This is a genomic window from Mangrovicoccus ximenensis, assembly GCF_003056725.1.
Lineage (GTDB): Bacteria > Pseudomonadota > Alphaproteobacteria > Rhodobacterales > Rhodobacteraceae > Mangrovicoccus > Mangrovicoccus ximenensis.
On the sequence record NZ_QBKZ01000016.1, the window covers coordinates 576,924 to 598,333 of the forward strand.

Annotated in this window: 20 protein-coding genes and 16 pseudogenes; 15 read left to right on the forward strand and 21 right to left on the reverse strand. The window is 72.1% G+C overall.

Annotated features, from left to right (window positions below):
* Nucleotides 1–34 precede the first annotated feature (34 nt).
* Nucleotides 35–1,129, forward strand: a complete 1,095-nt coding sequence (locus C7T91_RS23150; protein ID WP_108261511.1) for a TOBE domain-containing protein — start codon at nt 35–37, stop codon at nt 1,127–1,129.
* Here C7T91_RS23150 and C7T91_RS23155 read toward each other — a convergent pair.
* From C7T91_RS23155 to C7T91_RS33850, 3 genes are all read right to left on the reverse strand, one after another.
* Nucleotides 1,038–1,676, reverse strand: coding sequence for a chorismate-binding protein (locus C7T91_RS23155; protein ID WP_236638426.1), 639 nt, complete (start codon nt 1,674–1,676; stop codon nt 1,038–1,040). The genes C7T91_RS23150 and C7T91_RS23155 overlap by 92 nt on opposite strands.
* Before the next feature lie 381 nt (nt 1,677–2,057).
* Nucleotides 2,058–2,450, reverse strand: coding sequence for a hypothetical protein (locus C7T91_RS23160; protein ID WP_108261515.1), 393 nt, complete (start codon nt 2,448–2,450; stop codon nt 2,058–2,060).
* A gap of 100 nt (nt 2,451–2,550) precedes the next feature.
* Nucleotides 2,551–3,006 carry an efflux RND transporter permease subunit gene (locus C7T91_RS33850; protein ID WP_201742214.1) on the reverse strand — a complete coding sequence of 152 codons (456 nt, stop codon included), beginning with the start codon at nt 3,004–3,006 and terminating at the stop codon, nt 2,551–2,553.
* 125 nt (nt 3,007–3,131) lie between these two features.
* Here C7T91_RS33850 and C7T91_RS23170 point away from each other — a divergent pair, with 125 nt between their 5' ends.
* Nucleotides 3,132–3,731, forward strand: coding sequence for a hypothetical protein (locus C7T91_RS23170; RefSeq protein WP_108261517.1), 600 nt, complete (start codon nt 3,132–3,134; stop codon nt 3,729–3,731).
* Here C7T91_RS23170 and C7T91_RS23175 read toward each other — a convergent pair.
* From C7T91_RS23175 to C7T91_RS23185, 3 genes and pseudogenes are all read right to left on the reverse strand, one after another.
* On the reverse strand, nt 3,728–4,138 hold the full coding sequence (locus C7T91_RS23175; protein ID WP_108261519.1) for a DUF2182 domain-containing protein: 411 nt from the start codon (nt 4,136–4,138) through the stop codon (nt 3,728–3,730). The two genes, C7T91_RS23170 and C7T91_RS23175, sit on opposite strands and share 4 nt — an antisense overlap.
* Nucleotides 4,087–4,299 (reverse strand): aminotransferase class IV, encoded by a 213-nt coding sequence (locus C7T91_RS33855; protein ID WP_201742215.1) that lies wholly within the window; start codon nt 4,297–4,299, stop codon nt 4,087–4,089. Before C7T91_RS33855 ends, C7T91_RS23175 begins: the two co-directional genes overlap by 52 nt.
* Nucleotides 4,283–4,567, reverse strand: a pseudogene (locus C7T91_RS23185) (glutamine amidotransferase-related protein); the annotation flags it as partial. The gene C7T91_RS33855 and the pseudogene C7T91_RS23185, both read right to left, overlap by 17 nt.
* Before the next feature lie 990 nt (nt 4,568–5,557).
* On the opposite strand from C7T91_RS23185, the pseudogene C7T91_RS23190 reads away from it, so the two are divergent.
* Nucleotides 5,558–6,109 (forward strand): annotated as a pseudogene (locus C7T91_RS23190) (DUF4159 domain-containing protein); the annotation flags it as partial.
* A gap of 259 nt (nt 6,110–6,368) precedes the next feature.
* Here the strand turns inward: C7T91_RS23190 and C7T91_RS39870 are convergent.
* Together C7T91_RS39870 and C7T91_RS23200 are read right to left on the reverse strand one after the other, a co-directional pair.
* Nucleotides 6,369–6,539: pseudogene (locus C7T91_RS39870) on the reverse strand (hypothetical protein); the annotation flags it as partial.
* Nucleotides 6,540–6,577: 38 nt separating this feature from the next.
* Nucleotides 6,578–7,033, reverse strand: a pseudogene (locus C7T91_RS23200) (DDE-type integrase/transposase/recombinase); the annotation flags it as partial.
* On the opposite strand from C7T91_RS23200, the pseudogene C7T91_RS23205 reads away from it, so the two are divergent.
* Both C7T91_RS23205 and C7T91_RS23210 read left to right on the forward strand, forming a co-directional pair.
* Nucleotides 7,023–7,415: pseudogene (locus C7T91_RS23205) on the forward strand (S49 family peptidase); the annotation flags it as partial. The pseudogenes C7T91_RS23200 and C7T91_RS23205 overlap by 11 nt on opposite strands.
* 142 nt (nt 7,416–7,557) lie before the next feature.
* Nucleotides 7,558–7,947 (forward strand): C-terminal helicase domain-containing protein, encoded by a 390-nt coding sequence (locus C7T91_RS23210; protein WP_236638459.1) that lies wholly within the window; start codon nt 7,558–7,560, stop codon nt 7,945–7,947.
* Between the two features lie 68 nt (nt 7,948–8,015).
* Here the strand turns inward: C7T91_RS23210 and C7T91_RS36680 are convergent.
* Both C7T91_RS36680 and C7T91_RS23220 read right to left on the reverse strand, forming a co-directional pair.
* Nucleotides 8,016–8,522 (reverse strand): annotated as a pseudogene (locus C7T91_RS36680) (heavy metal translocating P-type ATPase); the annotation flags it as partial.
* 38 nt (nt 8,523–8,560) lie between these two features.
* Complete coding sequence (locus C7T91_RS23220) at nt 8,561–8,782, reverse strand: hypothetical protein (RefSeq protein ID WP_108261525.1); 222 nt, start codon at nt 8,780–8,782, stop codon at nt 8,561–8,563.
* A gap of 777 nt (nt 8,783–9,559) precedes the next feature.
* Here C7T91_RS23220 and C7T91_RS36685 point away from each other — a divergent pair.
* Nucleotides 9,560–10,096 carry a hypothetical protein gene (locus C7T91_RS36685; protein ID WP_236638463.1) on the forward strand — a complete coding sequence of 179 codons (537 nt, stop codon included), beginning with the start codon at nt 9,560–9,562 and terminating at the stop codon, nt 10,094–10,096.
* Here the strand turns inward: C7T91_RS36685 and C7T91_RS36690 are convergent.
* A pseudogene (locus C7T91_RS36690) lies at nt 10,011–10,382 on the reverse strand (pseudouridine synthase); the annotation flags it as partial. The gene C7T91_RS36685 and the pseudogene C7T91_RS36690 overlap by 86 nt on opposite strands.
* Nucleotides 10,383–10,899: 517 nt before the next feature.
* Here C7T91_RS36690 and C7T91_RS39875 point away from each other — a divergent pair.
* Nucleotides 10,900–11,472 (forward strand): annotated as a pseudogene (locus tag C7T91_RS39875) (SDR family NAD(P)-dependent oxidoreductase); the annotation flags it as partial.
* On the opposite strand, the gene C7T91_RS39880 reads toward C7T91_RS39875, so the two are convergent.
* Nucleotides 11,463–11,840, reverse strand: a complete 378-nt coding sequence (locus C7T91_RS39880; protein ID WP_407943334.1) for a transposase — start codon at nt 11,838–11,840, stop codon at nt 11,463–11,465. The pseudogene C7T91_RS39875 and the gene C7T91_RS39880 overlap by 10 nt on opposite strands.
* A gap of 158 nt (nt 11,841–11,998) precedes the next feature.
* Between C7T91_RS39880 and C7T91_RS23240 the strand changes: the two genes are divergently transcribed.
* Nucleotides 11,999–12,646, forward strand: coding sequence for a MoeA family protein (locus tag C7T91_RS23240; RefSeq protein ID WP_161556068.1), 648 nt, complete (start codon nt 11,999–12,001; stop codon nt 12,644–12,646).
* Here C7T91_RS23240 and C7T91_RS36695 read toward each other — a convergent pair.
* A pseudogene (locus C7T91_RS36695) lies at nt 12,586–12,972 on the reverse strand (lipid-A-disaccharide synthase); the annotation flags it as partial. The gene C7T91_RS23240 and the pseudogene C7T91_RS36695 sit on opposite strands and share 61 nt — an antisense overlap.
* A gap of 13 nt (nt 12,973–12,985) precedes the next feature.
* Between C7T91_RS36695 and C7T91_RS23250 the strand changes: the two are divergent.
* Complete coding sequence (locus C7T91_RS23250; RefSeq protein ID WP_108261531.1) at nt 12,986–14,125, forward strand: MFS transporter; 1,140 nt, start codon at nt 12,986–12,988, stop codon at nt 14,123–14,125.
* Nucleotides 14,126–14,741: 616 nt separating this feature from the next.
* Here the strand turns inward: C7T91_RS23250 and C7T91_RS23255 are convergent.
* Nucleotides 14,742–15,059, reverse strand: coding sequence for a hypothetical protein (locus C7T91_RS23255; RefSeq protein WP_108261533.1), 318 nt, complete (start codon nt 15,057–15,059; stop codon nt 14,742–14,744).
* On the opposite strand from C7T91_RS23255, the gene C7T91_RS23260 reads away from it, so the two are divergent.
* From C7T91_RS23260 to C7T91_RS38650, 3 genes and pseudogenes are all read left to right on the forward strand, one after another.
* Nucleotides 15,058–15,357: an IclR family transcriptional regulator domain-containing protein gene (locus C7T91_RS23260; protein ID WP_108261535.1), complete on the forward strand. Its 300-nt coding sequence runs from the start codon at nt 15,058–15,060 to the stop codon at nt 15,355–15,357. The two genes, C7T91_RS23255 and C7T91_RS23260, sit on opposite strands and share 2 nt — an antisense overlap.
* A 67-nt stretch (nt 15,358–15,424) precedes the next feature.
* On the forward strand, nt 15,425–16,237 hold the full coding sequence (locus C7T91_RS36700) for a hypothetical protein (protein ID WP_236638428.1): 813 nt from the start codon (nt 15,425–15,427) through the stop codon (nt 16,235–16,237).
* A pseudogene (locus C7T91_RS38650) lies at nt 16,147–16,401 on the forward strand (MFS transporter); the annotation flags it as partial. The gene C7T91_RS36700 and the pseudogene C7T91_RS38650, both read left to right, overlap by 91 nt.
* Nucleotides 16,402–16,479: 78 nt before the next feature.
* Here the strand turns inward: C7T91_RS38650 and C7T91_RS33860 are convergent.
* Together C7T91_RS33860 and C7T91_RS39885 are read right to left on the reverse strand one after the other, a co-directional pair.
* Nucleotides 16,480–17,091: a hypothetical protein gene (locus C7T91_RS33860; protein WP_236638429.1), complete on the reverse strand. Its 612-nt coding sequence runs from the start codon at nt 17,089–17,091 to the stop codon at nt 16,480–16,482.
* Between the two features lie 139 nt (nt 17,092–17,230).
* Nucleotides 17,231–17,812: pseudogene (locus C7T91_RS39885) on the reverse strand (sulfotransferase family protein); the annotation flags it as partial.
* Here C7T91_RS39885 and C7T91_RS38655 point away from each other — a divergent pair.
* The gene (locus tag C7T91_RS38655) at nt 17,795–18,166 is read left to right on the forward strand and encodes a multicopper oxidase domain-containing protein (RefSeq protein WP_330848880.1); all 372 of its coding nucleotides are present in this window, start codon (nt 17,795–17,797) and stop codon (nt 18,164–18,166) included. The pseudogene C7T91_RS39885 and the gene C7T91_RS38655 sit on opposite strands and share 18 nt — an antisense overlap.
* Here C7T91_RS38655 and C7T91_RS38660 read toward each other — a convergent pair.
* A pseudogene (locus C7T91_RS38660) lies at nt 18,159–18,470 on the reverse strand (ABC transporter permease); the annotation flags it as partial. The gene C7T91_RS38655 and the pseudogene C7T91_RS38660 sit on opposite strands and share 8 nt — an antisense overlap.
* 180 nt (nt 18,471–18,650) lie before the next feature.
* Nucleotides 18,651–19,172: pseudogene (locus tag C7T91_RS33870) on the reverse strand (HAD-IC family P-type ATPase); the annotation flags it as partial.
* Between the two features lie 65 nt (nt 19,173–19,237).
* Here C7T91_RS33870 and C7T91_RS23285 point away from each other — a divergent pair.
* The gene (locus C7T91_RS23285) at nt 19,238–19,621 is read left to right on the forward strand and encodes a hypothetical protein (protein ID WP_108261539.1); all 384 of its coding nucleotides are present in this window, start codon (nt 19,238–19,240) and stop codon (nt 19,619–19,621) included.
* Between the two features lie 50 nt (nt 19,622–19,671).
* On the opposite strand, the pseudogene C7T91_RS23290 reads toward C7T91_RS23285, so the two are convergent.
* A pseudogene (locus tag C7T91_RS23290) lies at nt 19,672–20,202 on the reverse strand (tRNA (adenosine(37)-N6)-threonylcarbamoyltransferase complex transferase subunit TsaD); the annotation flags it as partial.
* Between the two features lie 15 nt (nt 20,203–20,217).
* On the opposite strand from C7T91_RS23290, the pseudogene C7T91_RS23295 reads away from it, so the two are divergent.
* Nucleotides 20,218–20,658: pseudogene (locus C7T91_RS23295) on the forward strand (DUF4175 family protein); the annotation flags it as partial.
* A gap of 65 nt (nt 20,659–20,723) precedes the next feature.
* Here the strand turns inward: C7T91_RS23295 and C7T91_RS36720 are convergent.
* Nucleotides 20,724–21,143: pseudogene (locus C7T91_RS36720) on the reverse strand (hypothetical protein); the annotation flags it as partial.
* Nucleotides 21,144–21,233: 90 nt separating this feature from the next.
* Nucleotides 21,234–21,398: a hypothetical protein gene (locus C7T91_RS23305; protein WP_201742216.1), complete on the reverse strand. Its 165-nt coding sequence runs from the start codon at nt 21,396–21,398 to the stop codon at nt 21,234–21,236.
* Between the last annotated feature and the right edge of the window lie 12 nt (nt 21,399–21,410).

A 21,410-nucleotide genomic window follows, 5' to 3' on the forward strand; every position in this document is an offset into this window, starting at 1 on the left:
GGAGGCCAGCCGCAGATCTTTGCAGGAGCGCCAGATGGCTTTGCCGGAGCACCGCCCCGACAGCATGACCGCCCCGCCCGCCGCGCGGTTCGCCGACCGCTTCGACGGCACGATGGCGGCGGTCAACTTCGCGCCCGGATTCTCGCTGACAGTGCTCGACGCCGTCGCGCGCGGCAGCTTCGAGTCGCGCGCGATGCGGGCGCCGGGGGTGATCCTGCATTGCGCCGGCCATGCGCTGATCGCCGGCTTCGCGCGGCTGCAGGAGGCGCTCGACGGCGCCGCGCGGCGGCTGGAGCGCAGTCTCGCCGATCTGCCCCACGCACCCGCCCCCCTGCTGAGGCACCTGATGATGCAGACAAGCACGCGCAATGCCTGGCGCTGCACGGTCACGACGGTCACCGAGGGGCCGGTCCATTCCCTCGTCGAGATGGCACTGGCCGACAGCCAGGTCCTGACCGCCGCGATCACCGCCAAAAGCGCCGCCGAGATGCGCCTCGCGCCCGGCTGCGCGGTCCATGCCCTGGTCAAGGCGTCCTTCATCCTGCTGGTTCCGGGCCGTCCCTCCGGCCCGGTCTCGGCGCGGAACCAGCTGGCCGGCACCGTCGCCGCGCGCCATGACGGCGCGGTCAGCAGCGAGATCGTCCTCGATATCGGCGGCGGCAAGACCGTCACCGCGATCGTCACCGCCGACGGCGCGGAGCGGCTCCGGCCTGCCGCGGGTCCTCCCATCGCCGCCCCGCCTCCGCGGGGCATGCCGGATGCCCGCCGGTTTCCGGCCGGACCGGCCCCGGGGCCGAGCGGGATCGTTCGCCCTGTCTTTCCGATTTGCGCGATCGCGACTCTGGGGAGCAGAGCCCGTTCCGTCTTCGGGGCCGAGCCCGTGCGGGAGCAAGGGTCCCCTCCGCTCCGCCTCCAACCTGAACCGCCACCTGGGCCGCCAAGAGGCCGCAAGACACGGACGCGTGCATCGCCCGTCCGCAGGCCATCATCGGCTGCAGCCCTGCGCCCCGGCACAGCTCCGGACACCGTCGGCATGTTCAGGTCCTTGCCCGCAGATGTCCTGGCCGTCCCCGCAGCTGCGCGCGGCTGCAATGCAGCCCTTGCCGACTGCGGCTGGCCATGTGCCTAGGTGAATCCCCGCCCGGCCCGGCAGGTCGCCCGCGCCGTTGGCCTTCCAGCCGCCGGCCCCCGGTCTCGGCGACTTCGGCCTCCGGGTCAGACCCGGGCACGATCCCCGCCCCGGCATAGAGCCGCGCCTCCGCGCCGCAGATCTCGGCACAGCGGATCGCCACATGCCAGGCGCCGTCGCCATGCGCATCCGTCCAGCCCACCGCGCCCGCGTAATAGTCCCGTGGCACCGGCTCCAGCTTGCGGATCAGCTCCTCGGCCCGGTTGCAGGGCAGCCCGCAGACCGCGGGCGTGGGATGCAGCCTGGCGGCCAGCACCGCCGAGGGCAGCCCCTCGTCCTTCAGCACGCCCTCGATCGGCGTGCCGAGATGCCACATGCTGCGCGTCGAGGTCAGCCGCGTGCCCTCCGGGGTTCCGAGGCTGCGGCAGAACGGCGCCAGCGTGTCGAGGATGTATTCCACGACGATCGCGTGTTCGCGCCGGTCCTTGTCCGACCCGGCCAGCCCGGCCGCCGCGGCGGCATCTGCAACCGGATCGGCCTGCCGCACGGCTGGCAAGCGCAGCGGCGCGGAAGGCAAGGGCCAGCCGGACCCGCTCGCTGCCGGCGCCTGCCGGAACGAGGGCGTTGCCGAATTTGGCGGCAGCCAGCAGGAGCCCCGAAGCCAGCGCCAGGACGAGATTGCCGTAGCTGGCCAGGGACAGGGCCAGAGCGGTGGCACCGCCCCCCGACAGCAGGTCCCCCAGCCGCGTCAGGCGGGCATCCGGCGGCGCCGGTGCCGTCCAGGCCCGTTGATAGACTTCGCCGGAGATCAGGAAGATGGCCACGGCCAGCGTCAGCCAGCTCGCGCCCGGACTGCCGATGAAATAGTCCCGCACAGCCCCTGCGGCGGACCCTTCCGCCCCGCCCGCCGCAGCGGAGATCTGGGCGGTCAGCCCGGCGGCCAGGGCAAGGAGGTTTCCCGCGTTGTAGAGTCCGCCCGGTCCCTGCAGGCGCGCGGCAAGCGCGCCGCGCATGGGGCGGAGGCGAAGGCCAGTTCCGCCACCACCACGCCGAAGCTGGTCGAGAGGATCAGCGCGACCGGCCCCAGCCCCTCGGGCGCGAGAATGGCCAGCGCCAGCGCGGTGACGGTGCCGTAGAGCGAGGGCGGCTGCGCGCGGGCCAGCATCCAGACGACATGCCAGGCGCCCGCCACGGCAAGGAAGACGGCGAGGCGCAGCAACCCGCCCGCGCCTTCGAGCCCCAGCCAGACCGCGCCGATCGGCAGAAGCGCCAGGATCAGCAGTTCCGCCACGGTCTCGCGGTCCCAGATGCCCCGGATCATGCCGCCTCCTCCGCCTCGATGCGCGCGAGCAGCCCGGCGAGAAGCCCCGAGAGCCGCGGTTCGGCGCAGGTCACGTAATCGGCCAGCGCCAGATCCTCCTCTAGGAAGGACAGCACCCCCAGCCGCGCCGCGGTCTCGGCATCGCCCGCGGAGAGCGCGCGCAGGAGCGGCATTGCGGGCACCGCGCCATGCGGGCCTCGGGGAAGGCGCGGTTCAGCCGCTCCTGCAGCGGCACCAGCAGGCGCGCAGTGGCCGCGGGCGAGGCGGTGGTGACCAGCGCCTGGGCAAAGCCCGGCGCGTCCTCGCGGTAGCCGACGATGTTGTAGTAGAAGGCCGGGGCGCTTTCGCCGATGGTCCAGGCGGTATGGGTGACCTCCGGCTCGGCGCGCAGGAGCGCGTCCATCTCGCCGGCCAGCGCGCGGGTGCGCGGGATGGCGGTGCCCTTGGGCAGTTCCACCTCGATATGGAACTGGTCGCGGTCGGTGCCGGGGAAGAACTGCGCGGTCAGCCCGCCGAGCGAGACGAAGCCGGTGACCGGAAGGACCAGCGCCAGCATCGCCGAGCGCAGCGGGTTCCTGACGCTCCACAGGATCGAGGCGTGGAACAGCCGCCCCAGGCGGCCGCCGGACAGGCCGTGGCCGCGGTCGCGCTCGGGCAGGACCCAGCCGGCGACAGGGGCCGGTGCTCGACGAGGCGGGCGAGAGCCATGCCATCGTGTCAGGCGTGCGCGGCGGGCTGCGCTACCGCAACGCGCGGATCCACGGCGTCTGGGCGCATTCGGGCGGCGCCCCCCGCGACAGCCGCGCCGATGCCGTCTTCGCCTTTGCAGATCTGGTCCAGGCGCTCGATGCCGACTGGGCGGAGGTGCTGGACGGCGGCGAGGATCTGGCCGTGACCTTCGGCCGGGTCGATGCCGCCGGGCCGCTCCATGCCATGGCCAAGGTGCCCGGGCAGCTGGAATTCTGCCTCGACCTGCGCTCCGAGGACAACGCGGTGCTCGACCGGATGGATGCCATGCTGAAGTCGCGCATCGCGGCGATCGAGGCCGCCCGACCCGGCATCCGCTTCGAGCTCGGCGCGCAGAGCCGGTCGCAGCCGATGCAGCTTTCGCCGCGGCTGGGCGACTGGCTGGAAGCGGGCGCCGCCAGCCTCGGCGCCCAGAGCCCCGCGATGGCAAACCAGCTCGCGGGCCGGACGCCGACTGGCACGGCACGCCCGCAACAGGGGCGGCGCGCTTCGGGACCGTTTCGATGGCCCGGACCGATCCTTCCGGCGCGCTAGACCGCCGACCAGAGCGCGGCCAGCCCCCAGGCCATGAACCCCGCTCCCGCGATGCGCGATGCCGCGACGCCATGGGCCGAGAGCTTTTCCAGCGCGACGAGGGCGGCAAGCCCGGTGATCCAGTAGAGATTCATGATCCCGCCGAAGAAAAGCAGCGCCATCAGCGCCCAGCAGCACCCGATGCAATAGCTGCCATGCTCCAGCCCCATGCGGAACGCGCCGCCCGTCCCCGGCCGTCCGCGCGCGGCGAGGAACGCCGCCGGGGCGCGGCAATGCACCAGGCAGGCGGTCTTCAGCGCGGTGAACTGGAACAGCCCCGCGGCGATAAGCAGGAGCGCGCCGGGCACCGAGCCGGTCAGGCGGCCTCGGCGCGGGCGCGCTCGAAGGGCATGCCCAAGGTGGCGCATGCCGCTTCCAGCCGGTCGAGATGCGCGGCGCCGAAGGCCACGCGGCCGCCGCGGACCATCGCGGTGTCGAAGAGCCCGTCGCCCAGGAGAAGCCCGCGATCGGTCAGATCGAAGGGCATCTCGGGCGAGGCCGACAGGGTGCCGTCAGCCCACCAGCGCATCTGCGCCTCCGCGGGCGAGCGCGAGCACGTTGCCGATCATCCGGTGGCCATGCTCGGAGAGCACGGATTCGGGGTGGAACTGGATGCCGAAGGTCGGGTGGCGGCGATGCGCCAGCGCCATGACCTCGCCGGTCTCGGAGCGCGCGGTGACGCGCAGCTCGGCCTTCATTTCGGGGGTCGGCGCGACGATCAGCGAGTGGTAGCGGCCGACGGTCACGGCCGCGGGCAGCCCGGCGAAGGGGCCGGTGCCGTCATGGCTGACGGTCGAGGCGCGGCCNACGGCTGCGCGACCCGGCCTTCTACGTGCATCGCGCCGCCGGGCGCGACCTGTCGGTGATCGTGCTCGACCGCTGTTTCAAGCGCATCTCGGGCGACTGGGCGGAGGGCTGTCATTTCGTCATGGCCGCGACCCTGCCTGCGCACCGCCACGAAGGCATTGCCGGGCGGCTGGCCGGGCTGGTGCGCGCCGATTGCGAGGCGCGGCTGCCGGGGGCGGGGTTCGGCTTTGCCTATGTCGAGGCGGGCACGGTGTTTTCGCTGCATATCTCCGACCGGATCGGCCATGCCTTCGAGGCGGAGTTTCCGGTCACGCTGCTCGGGCGGCTGCTGCCGCGGGATGACCGCCGCGCGGAGGCATTGCGGCCTGCGGAGGCGGCGGAGGTCACCGGGCGGCTCGGGGCGCTCTACGCGGATCACGAGCTGACCGATTTCGGCCGCTCGCTGCGGGTGGCGGAGTATCTGGTGCTGCGCCGGGACGGCGGGATCGCGCGCGCAGGTGCTGCTGGGCATCGGCACCGGGCCCCGCACGATCAAGGTGCCCGCGCTGCAGGATGCCTCGGTGCAGATCCGCGCGGTCAACGAGATCGGGGCCGGGCCCTGGTCGATCGACAAGACCGCCACCCCGGCCGAGGCGCCGGAAGCGCCAACCGTGCTGAGTGCTCCGGCCATCTCCGGCACGGCAACGCAGGGCCAGACCCTGACGGCGACGGCGGGCAGCTACGACGGAAATCCGGCGCCCACCGTCACCCGGCAATGGCTGCGCGACGGGGCGCCGATCAGCGGCGCGACCGGCCTGAGCTACCAGCTGCAGGCCGCCGATGTCGGCGCGACGGTCACGCTGCGCGAAACGGCAACCAACGGGGTCGGGTCGTCCATTCAGGCGGTGTCGAACGGCATCGGGCCTGTTGTCGCCCCGCTGTCCGCTCCGTCGGTCCTCTCGGCCCCGGCGGTCTCCGGCGAGGCGACCAGCGGCCAGACCCGCGCGACCGGCGCCTTCGCCGCGGGCGAGACCGGAGCCGTGGCCGAGCTGAGCCTGCCCGCGGAACTGAGGAACCGCGTCACCCGCTTCGAGATCGAGGGGCTGCGCTCCGCCGGGGCGGTCAGCCTGACCGATGACAGCCTGCGCCGCCGCGAGATCGCGCTCCTCTCGGGGCAGGGCGAGGGCGAGGGCTTCGAGCTCTTGTCGCCGCTGCATTACCTGCGCCAGGCGCTGGCGCCGAATGCAGACCTGCTGGAGACCGACCTGAACGACATGCTGCTGGCCAATCCCGACGTGCTGATCCTCGCCGATGTCGCGCGGCTCTCGCCTGCCGAGGAAGGCCGGATCGAGGACTGGGTGGAAAAGGGCGGGCTGCTGCTGCGCTTTGCCGGTCCGCGGATGGCGGCCTCCGATGTCAGCCGCGCCGCCGAGGACCCGCTGATGCCGGTGCGGCTGCGCGAAGGCGGCCGCTCGGTGGGCGGCGCGATGACTGGCGCAGCGACAGCGGCAGCGCCAGCAGCGCCGCGTTCAGCCGGTCCATTGCCTCGGGGGCGAAGATGCCGTCCCACTGCTCGCGCTCCGGGCCGAAGACGGTGCCTTCGGCGCCGGTCTGCACCGCGCGCAGCCGCGCCGTGGCCTCGGCATCGAGCCGGCCGTCAATGAGCGCCACGCCATAGGCGGATTTCGCATGCTCGGGGGTGACGAAGCCTGCCTCGATATCGGCCAGGACGGCGTCGATATCGCGGTCGAGCGGGTTGCCCCAGCCGCCTGCGCCGGGCGTGCGGAAGGTGACGATGTCGCCCGCTTCGACCTCGAGCACGTCGATCTTGCCGAGGCGGCGTTCGCGCGGGCATCCCTCGTTCACGGTCAGCGAGCCGGGCAGGCCGGGCTGGCCGCCCGCCTGGCCCCAGGGCCGGAACAGCAGCCGTTCCATGCCGCGGCCGAGCACGTGGGAGCCTGGGGTGAGGATGCGGAAGCTCATGAACCGCACTGGGTTTGCCGGAGGCTAATTTTCGTTAGTTACGCGGCGACGGCATCGGTTTCCAGAGCTGCGTAGTATTCTTCTTCGGCTTCAGCGGGTGGGATGTTCCCGATGGGCTCGAGCAGGCGGCGGGTATTGAACCAGTCTACCCATTCGAGCGTCGCGTATTCGACGGCCTCGAAACTGCGCCAAGGGCCGCGGCGGTGAATGACCTCCGCCTTGAACAGGCCATTGATTGTCTCAGCCAAAGCATTGTCATAGCTGTCACCGACGCTCCCGACAGATGGCTCGATGCCGGCCTCACCGAGGCGCTCGGAATACTTGATGGACAGGTATTGGGACCCGCGATCCGAGTGGTGGACCAGTCCCATGCCCTTCGCCGGCCGACGCTCGTGGACGGCCTGCTCCAGCGCATCGAGAACAAAGCCCGCGTGGGCCGAGGTGCTCACCCTCCAGCCCACAATCCGTCTGGCGTAAGCATCGATGACGAAGGCCGTGGCGGCGCTGGCCGCGGCCAAGCCGGTGCATGCGCTGGTCAACCCGCTGGCGGCCTCGGCCGCCTATTGGGTCGCCTCGCAGGCCAGCGAGATCGTCGCCACGCCCGGCAGCGAGCTCGGCAGCATCGGCATCGCGGTCATGACCGGGGCCTATGTCGGCCCGGGCAGCTCTGGCGGGCAGCTCTTCGAATTCACCTCGTCCCATGCCCGCGCCAAGCGGCCGGACCCGACCTCCGACGAGGGGCGGGCCGAGATCCAGCGGATCCTCGATGACCTCGAGGCGCGCTTCCATGGCGCCGTGCAGGCAGGCCGCGGCATCGCGCGGGATGCGTATCTTGCGCAGGTGAGCGCGACGGACGATCCGCGCGACGGCGGGGCGACATTCGCTCCGGAGGATGCCGTCCGGCGCGGTCTCGCCGACCGCATCATGACCCGCGCGGCCTTCTACGGCGACCTCTTCGAGGCCAGCCGCCCGGTGTCTGCGCCAGGAGGTCGCGGCGATCGCCGATGCCATCGCGCGGCTGCTCGGGGGCACATGGCAGGACCGCGACGGCAGCCGCCGCGCGATGGCGGCGGGGGACATCATCGTGGTCGCGCCCTACAATGCCCAGGTCAACGCGCTGCGCGACGCGCTGCCCGCGGCGGTCCGGGTCGGCACGGTGGACAAGTTCCAGGGCCAGGAGGCGCCGGTCTGCCTGGTGTCGATGACCGCCTCCTCGGCGGAGGAGACCGCGCGCGGCATGGAATTCCTGTTCTCGCGCAACCGGATGAATGTCGCGGTCTCGCGCGCCAAGGCGCTGGCGCTGGTCTTCGGCGCGCCGCGGCTGCGCGATGCGGGCTGCGCCACGCTCGAGCAGATGCGGCTGGTGAACACCCTCTGCGCCCTGCCGGACCTGCCGTCGTCCGGCTGACGGCACGTCCGGTTCGCCGAAGGATGGCGCGGTCCGCCTGCCGGGGCTGGATGCCATTGCGTCTCTCCGAGCTCGGTCAGCCGCGCAATGGCCGCGCCTGTGCGCCCCTTGGCGCGCGCCTCCAGCCAGCGGCCGAGCAGGATCAGCGTGACGATCACCGCTGCGGCCTCGAAATAGACCTCGCGCGACCCTTCGGGCAGCAGCCCCGGCAGAAGCAGCGCAACCGTCGAATAGGCCCAGGCCGCGGTGGTGCCGAGCGCGACCAGCGCATTCATGTCCGGCGCCCCCTTCAGGAGCCCGGGCCAGCCGCGCCGGTGGAAGCGCCGTCCCGGTCCGACCAGCACCGCGGTGGTCAGGACAAACTGGATGCCCCAGCTGGCCGGGATGCCGATCGTGTCCGCGATCCAGCGATGGACCGCCGGGACCATGTGCCCGCCCATCGCCAGCAGGAAGACCGGCAGGGTCAGCGCGCCGGCGAGGATAAGGTCGCGCCGCAGACCGGCCGCCTCGCCGTCCTGCTTCGGCGCGGGCGCGTCGAAACTGGCGGGGCGCGCAGGGAAGCCCGCATCAGCCACTTACGCGTCTAGCTGTCGAACTAGGGCTGCCCGGGGCGTCATGGACGTTGAAGGGCGCGAGTTCGGTGCAGGTCTCCAAGCCGGAGCCCGGTCTCGGCCACCGCGATAATGATTCGCGCGACGTGCTCCGGCGTTCTCTCGATGAACTTACCGATCTCGTTGTCTAGCCAGATGATTTCCGCCTGGCCGGAGTGGTGAAGGCTTTTGATGCCGCGAAGCCGATGCTCGGTCAGGTCGCTGCGGTCGAAAGCCCATGTCACGATTTCGGGCCTTTCTGCGCAACTGCGGCTGGGAGCCACGGGCGGCTCCGGAAGGGTGGCCGGCGGCCATGAGCAGACCGGCGAAGACCGCGTGCACGGCCGCCAGCTGGCACAGCTGGCGCAGCGTTGCGCGACACCGGTCCGAGCGCAACGGCGAGCGAGGCTCGGACGCATGTCAACGCCGAGTCAAAATGCCCCAGAAGTGCCGAAGTAAAATTCCCCACTTCGGACGCCGCCGCTGAAAGGTCCGCTGCCGGGCCGCCCGCGAGGCGCCATCGGCCCGTCGGCGTTGCGGGACCGCCATCCTTGCGGGGCAACGGCCGGGGCTCTGCGAAAGCCGAGCCACCCGGTGCAAGGCGCGGACCTGGACTGCAACATGGGAGCGGTCTGCGCAGGGCACGATCCCGGCTGGCGACGGCGGGCATGCCGCAAACCCCGGAGGCTGGTCTTCCATCCTTGGTCCCGCCGAGATCAGCTGGGGCGCGGCAGGGAGGTGCGCGCTGCATCGAACCCCTGAGCTTGCGCCTGCTCCGGGACGGGGCGTTGCGCATGTCCGTTCCGAGGTCGGGCATGGCCGGCGCGCCGCGCCGGAAAGGCGCTGCCGCGGTTAAGGAACAGGCCGTTCCCGCCCGCTCCGCAGGCTGTCGTGGCGGCGGGTTCGCGCGGGTGGCCGCCGGGATGGGGTCAGCGGCAGCATCGGTCGGAGCAATCCGCCTGCAGCAGGCGCCCCCGGACCAGGTCGCGGCGGCGGCAGAAGCGCTGCAGCAGCCCAGGGCTGTGCTTTTCGTGAACGGTCCCGCGCTTCACGGCGCGCTGGCGGAACTGGCCGGGCAGATTGCGGCGCGGACCGGCTGCCGGCTGATGACCGACCTCTTTGTGCCGCGGATCGAGCGCGGCGCCGGCGCGGTGGAAATCGAGTGCCTGCACTACCCTGTGCTGGAGAACGCAGCGATCCTGGCAGAAGCCCGCAACATGGTGCTGGTCGGGTCAGGGGAGCCCGTCGCCTTCTTCGCCTATCCGGACAAGCCGTCGACCCCCGCTCCGGCAGGGTGCCGCCTTCTCGCGCTCTGCGATCCGGGAATGGACATTGCCTGGACGCTCGCCGCGCTGGCGGAGGCAACCGGGGCAGCCGGGGCAATCCCGGCGCGCGTGCCGCACGGACTGCCGGACCTGCCCTGTGGTCCGCTGACGCCTGCCGCGATCGGGCAGGCCCTGGCGGCGCTGATGCCACCGGCGGGTCGCGCGGCCACAATCCTTCGGGCTCGCCGATGGCGCGGGCCTCGGCGCGGCGGGTCGGGCCGTCCTTCAGCGTGACGCCGGAGGCCAGCGCGGCGATCGCTGCGGCATCCGGGACGCCTTCCACCTGCACCCAGTAGGTCTTCGGCGTCTTGTGCTTCGGATCGGCCAGCCGCGCCTGCAGGCGCCCGTCATCGGTCAGCACCATCAGCCCCTCGCTGTCCTTGTCGAGCCGTCCGGCCGGATAGACGCCGGGCAGGTCGATATAGGCCGAGAGCGTCGGCGAGGGCGAGGCGGCGGTGGAGCTGTCGGTGAATTGCGACAGCACGCCGAAGGGCTTGTTGAACAGGATTGTACGGGCCATGGCGCAGCCGCTAGCAGCTTCGCGTCCGCCGCTCAAGCCGGGCCCGCCCGGCCGTCGCCCGGAAACGCCGCTCCGGCGCTGCGCAGGAAGGCTGCCGCCAGTGCCGCCGGATAGGGCGGGTCGCGGGGAAGGCCTCGCTGATGGCCGATATCGGCGAGCGCCGCGGCGTCGAGTTCCCGGCCCTCGGCCCGGCCCAGTCCGAAGGGCTGCGCGCCGCGCTCGGCCCCAAGGTCGCGCTGGCCAATCCGCTCGACTACAACACCTATATCTGGGGCGACGAGGCGGCGCTGGCGGCCTGCTTCACGGCGCTCTGCCAGGGCGACATCGCGCTCGGCTGCGTGGTGGTCGACTTCCCGCGCAGCGACCGGTTCGAGGCGCCCGACTACGACATGGTGATCCGCGCCGCGAAACTGGCGGGCGAGGTGGCCGGCAAGCCGATGGCACTGGTCTCGCTCCTGGCGGAGGGATTGTCCGAAGACGTGGCTGATCGGGCCATTTCGGCAGGGGTCGTCCCGCTTTGCGGCATGGGCGAAGCGCTCGGCGCGATCCGGGCCGCCGCCGATGTGGCCACCGCGCGCAATTCGGGCCCTGCTGCAGCGCCATCGCGGCCGATCCTGCTGCCCGGCCCGGACGGGCGGAGTTCGCAGCGGACGCGGCGCGGTTCCGCGCCATCGACTGCGATGTCGGCGATCCGGACAGCGTCGCTGCGGCGGCGGCAGAGGTGGCGGATGCCTTCGGCGGGGCGGATATCCTGGTCAACAATGCCGGCATCCTGCGGCCCGGGCCGCTGCGGGACCTGCCGCTGGCCGACTGGAAGGCGATGCTGGCGGTGAACCTCGAGGGCGTGCTGCTGGCCAGCCAGGCCTTCGCCCGGCAGATGGAGGCGCGGGGCGGCGGCGCTCTGGTGCATGTCTCCTCGATCGCGGCCAGCCAGCCGCAGCCCTTCTCCGGCGCCTACAGCCCCGGCAAGGCGGCGGTGTCGATGCTGTCGCGGCAGCTGGCCTACGAGATGGCGCCGCTGGCGATCCGTTCGAACGTGGTCAGCCCGGGGCTGGTGCTGACGCCGCTGAGCCAGGCTTTCTATGCCGACGCGGCGGTGCGCGAAGCGCGCGAGCGGCATGTGCCGGCCGGGCGCCAGCCTGCCAGCTGCGGCGGCGCAACGCCGCGTCTCCGGGCAAAGCTCGTCTTCGAGGGGCCCGGCTCGGACAGGCCCGCGACGGCCTGCTCCCTGACCTCGGCAGTGAAGCGGCGGGGGCTGTCTGCTTGTCGTGGTTCCTTTTCCCCGAGAGCAATTGAACTCCCGGTCCGGGAAGCGGGGGAAAAGTCATCGCGCAAGGTGCCGTTGCAGCCGATCGCATCGGGGCAGCAGGGCTTCCGGGCAATCCCACATCCGCTCGCGGCGGTGATCGGTGACGCGTCGCGCCGGGGATGCAGACCCGGAGGCCGGAGGCTGATCATCCTGATGCGGAAAACATCTCGGGGCGCCGAGGTCGGCCGCGCCGCCGGAGCCTCCAGACGGTGCCGTGTTCGTGCCTGTCGCCCGTGACGGCGGAGATCAACTCGGGCTTGCTGCTTCCGGAAGGCCCCTCGCTGGCGCAGCGCCCGCGGAGCCGGGCATGGGTCCGCGGAGCCGGGCACAAGTGGTCGGCGAAGCGGCGGCAGGCGGCGGCCATCCCGAGGCGGTGCAGCCCGGCCAGGCCGTGCGCATCTTCACCGGCGCCCCGGTTCCCGCGGGCGCCGACTGCATCGTCATCCAGGAAGACACCGAGCGCGACGGCGACCGGATCACCCTGACCGACCGGCTGGGCGATGGCAGCCATATCCGCCCTGCCGGCGGCGATTTTGCCGAAGGCACCGAGATGCTCGCCGCAGGACAGCGGCTCGGCCCGGCCGAGATCGCGCTCCTGGCCGCGATGAACATTCCCGCCGTCCTGGCGGCGAAGAAGCCCGAGGTCGCGCTGATCTGCACCGGCGACGAGCTGGTGATGCCCGGCGAGACCCCCGGCCCCTCGCAGATCGTCGCCTCGAACGCTTTCGGGCTGGCCGCGATGATCGAGGCGGCGGGCGGCACGGCGCGGATGCTGCCGATCGCCCGCGACACCGCGGAAAGCCTCGCCCAGTGCCTCGATCTCGCCGCCGGAGCCGCCTCCGGCGGGATGCCGTGGCTCGCGCGGAAGCGGCGCGCCGCCTCCGGACCGGGCTGCTGCTCGGCCGCGACCGGGTGGCCGACGAAATCGCAGCGCATCCCCTCGGCCTCCATGTAGGGCGGCTCGAATGGCAGGAGCGACAGCACCTGGTCGATCATCTTCGCCATCTTCTTCGCCCGGCCCGGGCGCCAGGCCCAGACCGAGGGGGCGACATAATGGATCGTGCGGATCCCGGGCGCCTTCGCCTTGACGAGCTTCGCCACGCGCAGCGAGAAATCCGGCGCATCGATCGTGATCAGGGCATCCGGTTTCGAGGCGATCACATGCTCGGCCGTCTGGTGCAGGCGCCGCCGCAGGTCCATGTAGCGCGGCAGCACCTCGGCAAGGCCCATCACGCTGAGCTCGTCCATCGGGAACAGGCTTGGCACGCCCGCCGCCTGCATCAGCGGACCGGCGATGCCGTCGAATCCCACGCCCGGCGCCAGATCGCGCAGCCCGGCCGCCCTGCTGATGCGCGACCCGGACCCTGCCCCGGCAGCCGCCCCCGCGGCGGCAGAGACCGCGGGACCGGAGCTGCCGCTGGTGCCGGTCACCGTGCTCCTGAGCCTCGCGGTGATCTGCTGCTGCGCGCTGATGTCGGTGCCGCTGATGCATCTGGTGCCGCTGGTGCAGGGCTGCGGCATCTCCGGACCCGAGGCCGGGCAGGTGATGCTGCTGATGATGCTCTCGGCGATCGCCGGGCGGATCGCCTTCGGACGGCTGGCGGACCGGGCCGGGGCCGTCCCCGCCTACCTGATCGCCAGCGCCTGGCAGACGCTCCTGGTCGCGGGGTTCGCGCAGCTCGGCGATCTCGGGCAGTTCCGGCTCTTCGCGCCGATCTACGGCTTCGGCTATGCCGGGGTGATGACCGGCGTGCTGACCACGATCCGCGCGCTGGTCCCGGCCCGGCACCGCGCGGGCGCCAGCGGGGTGATCATCGCCTTCGCCTGGCTCGGCCACGGACTCGGCGGCTCCGGGCAGGACCGCCGCGCCGCCTGCGCACGCCGGAAGGCCCGGCGCACGGACAGGGTCTCCGGACCAAGCAGCCGCCGTGCTATCATCCGAGCGCCGGTCCGCTGGCCGGGGAAGCGCGGCGCCTGCAGGACGCAAGCCCCCGGGGCCCCGGGAACCGCAACAGGGAAAGGGATGCGCATCATGGACACTCCTCTTTCGGGCAGCCTCGGACAGCTGCGGCGCGCGGCGGAACAGATCGACCGGCTCTCCGGCTGGGCGGGCCATGCCGCGCTCCTGCTGCTGCTGCCCGTCTCGGCCTATTTCGGCAATGTCGCCATCGACCTGAAGCTCCTGTCGCTGCCGCTGGCGGTGCATCTGGGGCGCCGCTTCGGGCGGCAGGGCGTGATCCTGGCCGCCGCGGGCCTGCTGCCGCTCGCGGTCCCGATCTCGGCCGAATTTGGCTGGATCGCCTACGGCACCAGCCCGCCGATCTACCTTGCCGCCCTGCTGGCCGCAGCGGCGGCGGCCCCTCGCGCCCGTCGCGGAGTCGGCGGTCGGCTGCCGGTCGATGTGCAGAGCCATGGCCGGACCGACGGCGGATGATCCGGGGGGCTCCGTGCCGCAGCGGCATTTCGCGGGGGCCGCGGCGCCTGCTCCGGGGATCGGCATCGTGGGCCATGATCCGGTGCTGGTCCCGCCTGGCGATGAGCGAGGATGCGGCTCTGGTCTCTGCGGGCGCCCGGGGCAGGTCAGCGGGCGTTTCGGACCGGGCTGGCAGCTGCGGCAAGATCGTGCATCGGCCTGCACCGCATCGTGACATCAGGTTCTTCACGGGTTTCCGCAGTTGCCGCCCGGTCTGCCGGATGGTGCCGACGCGCCGATCGCGGCACAGGCCCGGCAGTCCCTTCCCCGGCGGTGGAGACGGCGCATCGGCATGGCGGGTCGTGGCCTCTGCCGGGCCGCCCCCTCTCCGGGGAAGAGCTGCCACGGGGCTTGCCCTGCCGCGGGCTGGCCGGAATGGGACGGCTGCAAGCCGCTCGATCGCGCCGCGGATCAGCGGATCGCGGTGCGGCTCCACCGCCACGGCAGCGGCCAGGACCGCGGCGGGCGGTGCTGCGACCAGCCGGTCGTGGCGCTCGCGGAATTGGAAGTCCGGAAGGAAGGTGTCGATCAGCATGGCGCGGTCTCCGCAGGGGATCGGCGGCACCGTGGCAGCGGCTCAGCCCTTCGGCAAGCCGAGGATCACCGCCGCGGCAATCAGCACATAGGCGCTGCGCCGGTAGAGCGTCTCGCGCGCCGGATCGAACAGCGCCTGGCCCAGCCGCGAGCCCGCCGCATAGGGCAGCAGCTGCAGCAGCCCGAGCCCGATCGCAGGCCCCGAGAGCAGCCCCTGAAGCGCCAGCTGCGGCAGCAGGAGCAGCGACAGGAGCGTCAGGAAGACCAGCGTATTGGCACGGTTGGCCGCCGCGCTGCCCTGCCCGCCGAGATGGAACAGGATCACCACCGGCCCGGTCAGCCCGGTCGCGCCGCCGACCATGCCGGTGGCCGTGGTCGAGGCCTCGGACCTGACGCCGCGCACCGCCTTCAGCCTGACCGAGCCCGAGGCCGTCATGGCCCGCATCGCCGAGACCCGCAGCCGCGGCTATGCGATCATCGACCAGGAGGTGGAGACAGGGCTGCGTTCGATCGCGGTGCCGGTGATGAATGCCCGCGGCACGGTGGTCGCGGCGCTGAATACCGGCATGGCCGCGACGCAGGAGGCCGCATCGGCGCTGGCCGAGACCTACCTGCCCGCGCTCCTCCGGGTCCAGGCCGGGCTGCGCCGGGTGCTCTGAGCCCCGCATCGTTGCCTGGCGCGATGTGTTGCGCTATGTGTAGCCCATCCGGCAGAGAGGACCCGCCATGGCCACCGCCCTGAACATCCGCGACATCGGCGAAGCCCGCAAGGCGGCGCTGGAGCTCGAGGCCCGCTCCCGCGGCATCTCGGTGGCCGAGCTGGTGCGCAGCTTCATCGATGACGGCATCGGCCAGGCCCAGGCCGGCCGCGACCGCGCCGCCGAGGAGGAGACCGATGGCGGGATGGGCGGCACCGGTATCCTCGGCGTGATCACCGCCGCGGGCGAGCTCCGGGTCGACGGGCGCAGCTTCCTCTACCGGCCCGAGGCGCGGGTCGGCTCGCAGCTGGGCGACTTCCCGGTCTCCGACCTGCGCCGCGGCGACACGGTGATGCTGGCGGCGATCAAATCCGCCTCGGCCAGCTGCGCTGTCTCGGTGATGCATTACCTGCCGGTGGTCGGCCAGGTCGCCGGGCTCTCCGGCAATGGCCGGGGCTTCACGGTGCTCGGCGCCGAGGTGGAACTGGCCCGCGGCGGCAGCATCGAGGATGGCGACGGCCGCCCGGTCCCGGTCTCCGCGCTGGAGGAGGGCAGCAAGGTGGCGGTGTCCGGGCTGTGGGAGGGGACGCGCATCCGCGCCACCCATGTGCGGATCGTCGATGGCCGGCCGCGGCTGCGCGACTCGATCACCGGGCCGCTGCGGGTGGACGGCAACGGCGACTCCTATATCGGCGCCTCGCCGCGCGCCGCCGCAAGCCCGCCCCCGCCGTCACCCTGCCGCGCCGCCGCGTGCAGCTGGCGATCGGCGTCCTCTTGGTGCTGCTCTTCTCCAAGCAGGTCTACATGGCCGCGATGTCGAGCTACTACACCTTCTTCCTGATCGACCGCTTCGGGCTCGGCACGACCGGGGCGCAGCGGATGCTGTTCCTGTTCCTCGCCGCAGTGGCCCTCGGCACGGTGATCGGCGGGCCGGTCGGCGACCGGATCGGGCGGCGCACGGTGATCTGGATCTCGATCCTCGGCGCGCTGCCCTTCACGCTGGCGCTGCCCTTCGCCTCGCTGTTCTGGACCGGCGTGCTGTCGGTGATCATCGGCGTGATCATCGCCTCGCCCTGCCCGCGATCATCGTGCTGGCGCAGGAGCTGGTCCCGGCCCGGGTCGGCACCATGGCGGGACTGTTCTTCGGCGCGGCCTTCGGCGTCGCCGGGATCGCGGCGGCGGCGCTCGGGGTGCTGGCCGACGCCCGGCCGGGAGCGGCCAGAGCTCGGGCAGCGTCACCCGCAGGAGCGCTCCGGCGGCGAGCAGGGCCAGCCCGGTGCCGAAGGGCGAGCCCGAGAGCCAGCGCCGCATCGGCGCCGGACGGAACAGCAGCACCAGAAGCAGGCAGATCTGCACATAGGCTTCGACGAACCAATAGAGATAGGGCAGCATCAGATGGGTCTCGGGCACGGTCACCGCGAAATTGCCGATCAGCGCCACCGAGGCCCAGGGCACCTGCTGCCAGACCAGCGCATAGCCCGCCAGCACCAGGCCATAGGGCACCAGCACCCGGCCGAGCGGCGCGAGAAAGCCAGCCGCATCGCCTTCGGCGAGGAAGCGCGCGCGGTCCTGCGCGACGCTCATGCCGAGCAGAACCATCATCGCCGCCGCGCCGCCATAGACCGGCCAGAAGGTCTGGTGCGCAACCACCACGGCGAGGATCGCCAGCGCCCGCGCCAGAAGCGGCATCGGCACCTGCGGCGACGTCGCCGAGGCCCGCGGCCGTGTGCACCGGCGCGCCGCTGTCGCCGGTGCCGAAGCAGGCCGGATCGGGCGAGAGGCCGCAGAACCCGAGCAGCGACGCGATCGCAGGTCCCGGCGCCGCGGCGAGTTCCTCGAAAAGACAGTCATGGATGCGCTCCGGGAAAGCGGCCTGCCAGCGGCGCATCGCGGCTTCGGTGGCGCGGAACTCGGCGGCGATGTCGGCGAGCCGGTAGGACCAGGGCTGCTTCGCGCCGAAATGGGTGCGGAAGCAGGAGAAGCCGACCGCCATCGGGTGGCGGCGCATCCAGATCACCCGGGCTTCGGGCAGGGCAGCGAGCGCGTGGCCCGCCAGATAGGCATTCGCGGGCATCTTGTCGGTTGCCGCAGCGGCGCCTTGCGCGGCCGCGGCCATCGCGGCGCGGTAGCGTTCCGCGAAACCGGCGGTTGTCTCTGCCGGCCAGGGCGGCTGGCTGCGCATAAGGGGAGCGAAGGCAGCCTCCAGCGCGGTCTTCTCGCCGCCGGCCAGCGCCGCTGGCGCCGCGGCAGCTGGCCCTTCGCCGCGCGGTGACGCCCGGCGGGTCGATGCACCCCTATGCCTGGACCATCGGCGGCGCGGTCTGGGACGGGCATGTTCCGGCCGGCGTGACCCGCGGGACGAGATGCGTTCCGCAACATGTCGATGATGGCCCATCCGATGCATCTGCACGGCCATGCCTTCCAGGTGACTGCGATCGGCGGCCAACCGGTCTCCGGGGCGTTGCGCGACACGGTCCCCGTTCCGGAGACGGGCTCGGTCACGGTGGCTTTCGAAGCCGGGGAGGTGGTGCGCTGGATGATGCATTGCCGCCGGACGGGGCATCTTGCGAGCGGCATGATGGCCGAACTCGAGCTCCGCCTGATCGCGTGGCGCCCGGGCGGCGCCCGCAGGATGGCTTGGCCGGGAGCGGCTTCCCGCGGCAGGCGCCATGCGTTTCCGGACATTTGCGGTGCCGCCGTCCGCGGATGGCGGCTGCACGAGGGGGCGGTGCGGTTTCGCGCAGCCGCCCGGCCAGATCCGGCGGGATGATCAGCGCGGCGCGGACCCGGCCCGCGCGGATCGCGCGCTCGGCCTCCTCGGGGGTGGCGTAGGCCGCCGTGAAATCCACGATCTGCGTCGCTTCGACCATCTGCACCAGCGCGCGGCTGAGCCCGGACTGCGCCTGGTCGACCAGCGCGGCGGGGATGTGGCGCAGGTTGGTCTCGATCGCATAGCCGAACAGCAGCAGCTGGATCACCGGGATCATCACGATCATGCCGAAGGTCATGCGGTCGCGGTGGAGCTGCAGCAGCTCCTTCCTCAGCACGGCGATCATGCGGAAGGGCGAGATCATGCCGCCTCGTCCCGGGTGGCGGAGACGAAGACGTCTTCCAGGTTCGGGCGGGCCGGGGCGATCGCCGCTTCGGGCGGCAGATCGGCGGCGGCGCGCAGCCGGGCTTCTGGATCGGCGATGCTGCCTTCGACCAGCACCCGCAGCCGCGTGCCGATCTGCGCCGCCGACAGGATGCCCGCCCAGCGTGCCGGTCTTGTCGAAAACGGCCGTGTCGGTCTCGGCGAGCCGCTCCAGCGCGGTCGCGTCCTTGATCAGCAGCCCGCGGCGGAACAGCCGCCCCGACGCCGCCGTCGTCACCGCCGGAACCGCGAGGCCGAGCGCGCAGGGACAGGTGATGATCAGCACCGCCGCCGCGATGTTGAGCGCGACGCGCAGGTCGCCGGTGCCCGCGAACCAGCCGAGGAAGGCCAGCCCCGAGAGGATATGCACCCCGGGCGCGTAGAGCTTCGCCGCCTTGTCGGCCAGCGAGGAATATTGCGACCGGCCGCTTTCGGCGATCGCCACCAGGTCGGTCAGCGCATGCAGCGAGGTGTCCGCCCCCACCGCGGTCGCCCGCAGCACGAGCGGCCCGGTCAGGTTCACCTCGCCGGCCGAGACCTGCATCCCCGGCCCCGCCTGCACCGGCAGGGTCTCGCCGGTCAGCAGCGCGCGGTCGAGTTCCGACATGCCCTCGGCGATCTCGCCATCGACCGGGACCGCACCGGAAATTGAACCGCCGCGCTTCTTGGCACGACCGAAGGGCATGAGACCTATGAGGAGATGCCCCGATGGCCTTCCACGACACCCTGTACAGCATCGAGAACATGATCGGCTTCACCGGCAAGCTGCATGAATTGCCGACCGTCTATTTCATGGATGGCGAATATGCCGGGCACATCACCCAGCAGCACCCGGTCGCCGAGAATGTCGGCCGCGAGGAGGTCATCCCGGCCGGCGCCTACCGCTACGCCAACGAGCCCGTGCCCGGGCGCGGCGAGGTACTGCACGAATACCGCAACGACCGCCTCATCCATGTCAGCCGCAACAAGCTGATCCTGCTGGCACGGCTGAACATCACGGCCATCGACATCTGCGCCCAGTCGATCTGGCGCCACCCCGACGCCAAGCCGGTCGCCATGCGCAGGCGGCACCGCGGCGTGCGCTTCGGCTGACGGGGAGCACAGCGGGCGCGCCATCTCCGGCGCCGCCGCCATCCACCTGACCGGAAACGGGCGGTCTTCAGCCCGGAGAAGCTCAGGTCGCAGCCGGGCCGGTCAAGCAGCGGCCGCGGGAAGCGGAACCGTGCCGGATCGCCCTTCGCCGCCTCGCGCTCGACCGCCGGGCCGCCGGGCTGTTCCAGCCCGAGGAGCTTCGCGGTCTTGTCGAAGGCTTCGCCGGGGGCGTCGTCGATCGTGCCGCCGAGCCGGGTGAAGCTGTCGGGGCCCTCGGCCACCAGGAACTGGCAATGCCCGCCCGAGACCAGCAGCATCAGATAGGGAAAGCCGATCCCGTCGGTCAGCCGCGGGGTCAGTGCGTGGCCCGCCAGATGGTTGACCCCGACCAGCGGCTTGCCCGCGCCGAGGGCGATGCCCTTGGCGCACATCACGCCCGCCAGCACCCCGCCGATCAGCCCGGGACCGGAGGTCACCGCCACGACATCCACCGCCGAGAGCGGCAGCCCGGCCTCGGCCAGCGCCTGTTCGACCGCCAGGTCCATCTTCTCGGCATGGGCGCGGGCGGCAAGCTCCGGGAGGCGCACCGCGCCCGCATGGCCGACCGCCTGGCGGGCGCGAAGCCGGTCCGGCCCGACACCAACCTGAACCGCTTCGACCCGTTCGGGCTGCGCTATGTCGCGCTGATGCTCTTTGCCACCGGGCTGCTCTTCGGCTCGATCTGGAAGGCCGACACGATCGCGGGCATGGCGCCGGGCCGCGCCGATGCGCTGGCTGCCGGGCCGACCTGGGAGGGCTGGGTCGAGCCGCCGCGCTATACCGGCCAGCCGAGCCTCTATCTCGCCGACCTGCCGGAAGACGGCGTCGCCGTGCCGAAAGGCTCCAAGGTGATGGTCCGGCTCTATGGCGATGTCGGCGCGCTGACCCTGTCCGAGACCGTCTCGGGGCGCACCGGCGAGATCGGCAGCGCCGCCGACCCGGTGCAGGATTTCGAGGTGGCGCAGTCCGGCACGCTGGCCATCGAGGGGCCGGGCGGCCGCAGCTGGGAGCTGGAGGTGATGCCCGACAGCGCGCCGCAGGTCTCGGTGCAGGGCGAGCGGACGGTGATCTGCTGGCTCTCCCCGGTGGAGCCGGGGATGCGGATGACATGGGCGCCGGGCTTGATCGCGATGAAGCTCAGCTCCACCGTGCCGGCCTTGTCGAATTCGATCGAGTCGACCGCCATCGGGCGGATCTCGATCTTGTTGATGACGATCTCGTTCATCCAGATCGCCCGGAAGAAGGACGGCCCCTCGATCGCCAGCTCCGCCGAGCCGTCGGCCGTGATCATCATCTTGTAGTAGGCGCCGGATTGCAGGACGACATCCTCGCCCAGCGGCTCGCCCGAAGCCAGCGTCAGCTCGATCGGCGCGCCGCGGTTGCACGAGGCCAGCAGGCCCGCGAAGCCCAAGTCGTCGCAGAGCGGCGCGGCGGCCGCGGGCGCGGCCAGCGCCAGGGCGGCCAGGGTGGTCAGGATACGCATTTTCGCCTCACATGTCCGGTTGCACGACGACGCCCCAGGGCTGCTCGCCGACCTGGATCGAGCGCAGCGCCTTCTGCTGGGCGACGTCGATCACGGTGCCGCCACGGCCAGCCCGGCCAGCGGCCAGGCCCAGGCGGCGGCGGCCCCGCGTGTTAGCGCGAACGCGGTGTTGACCTTCACCGGCAAGCGCGTCAGCAAGCCGAGGGCGGCAGAAATGTCGCGCAGATCGAAAAGCGGTCCGGGGCGGGCAGGCATGGCACGTCCTTG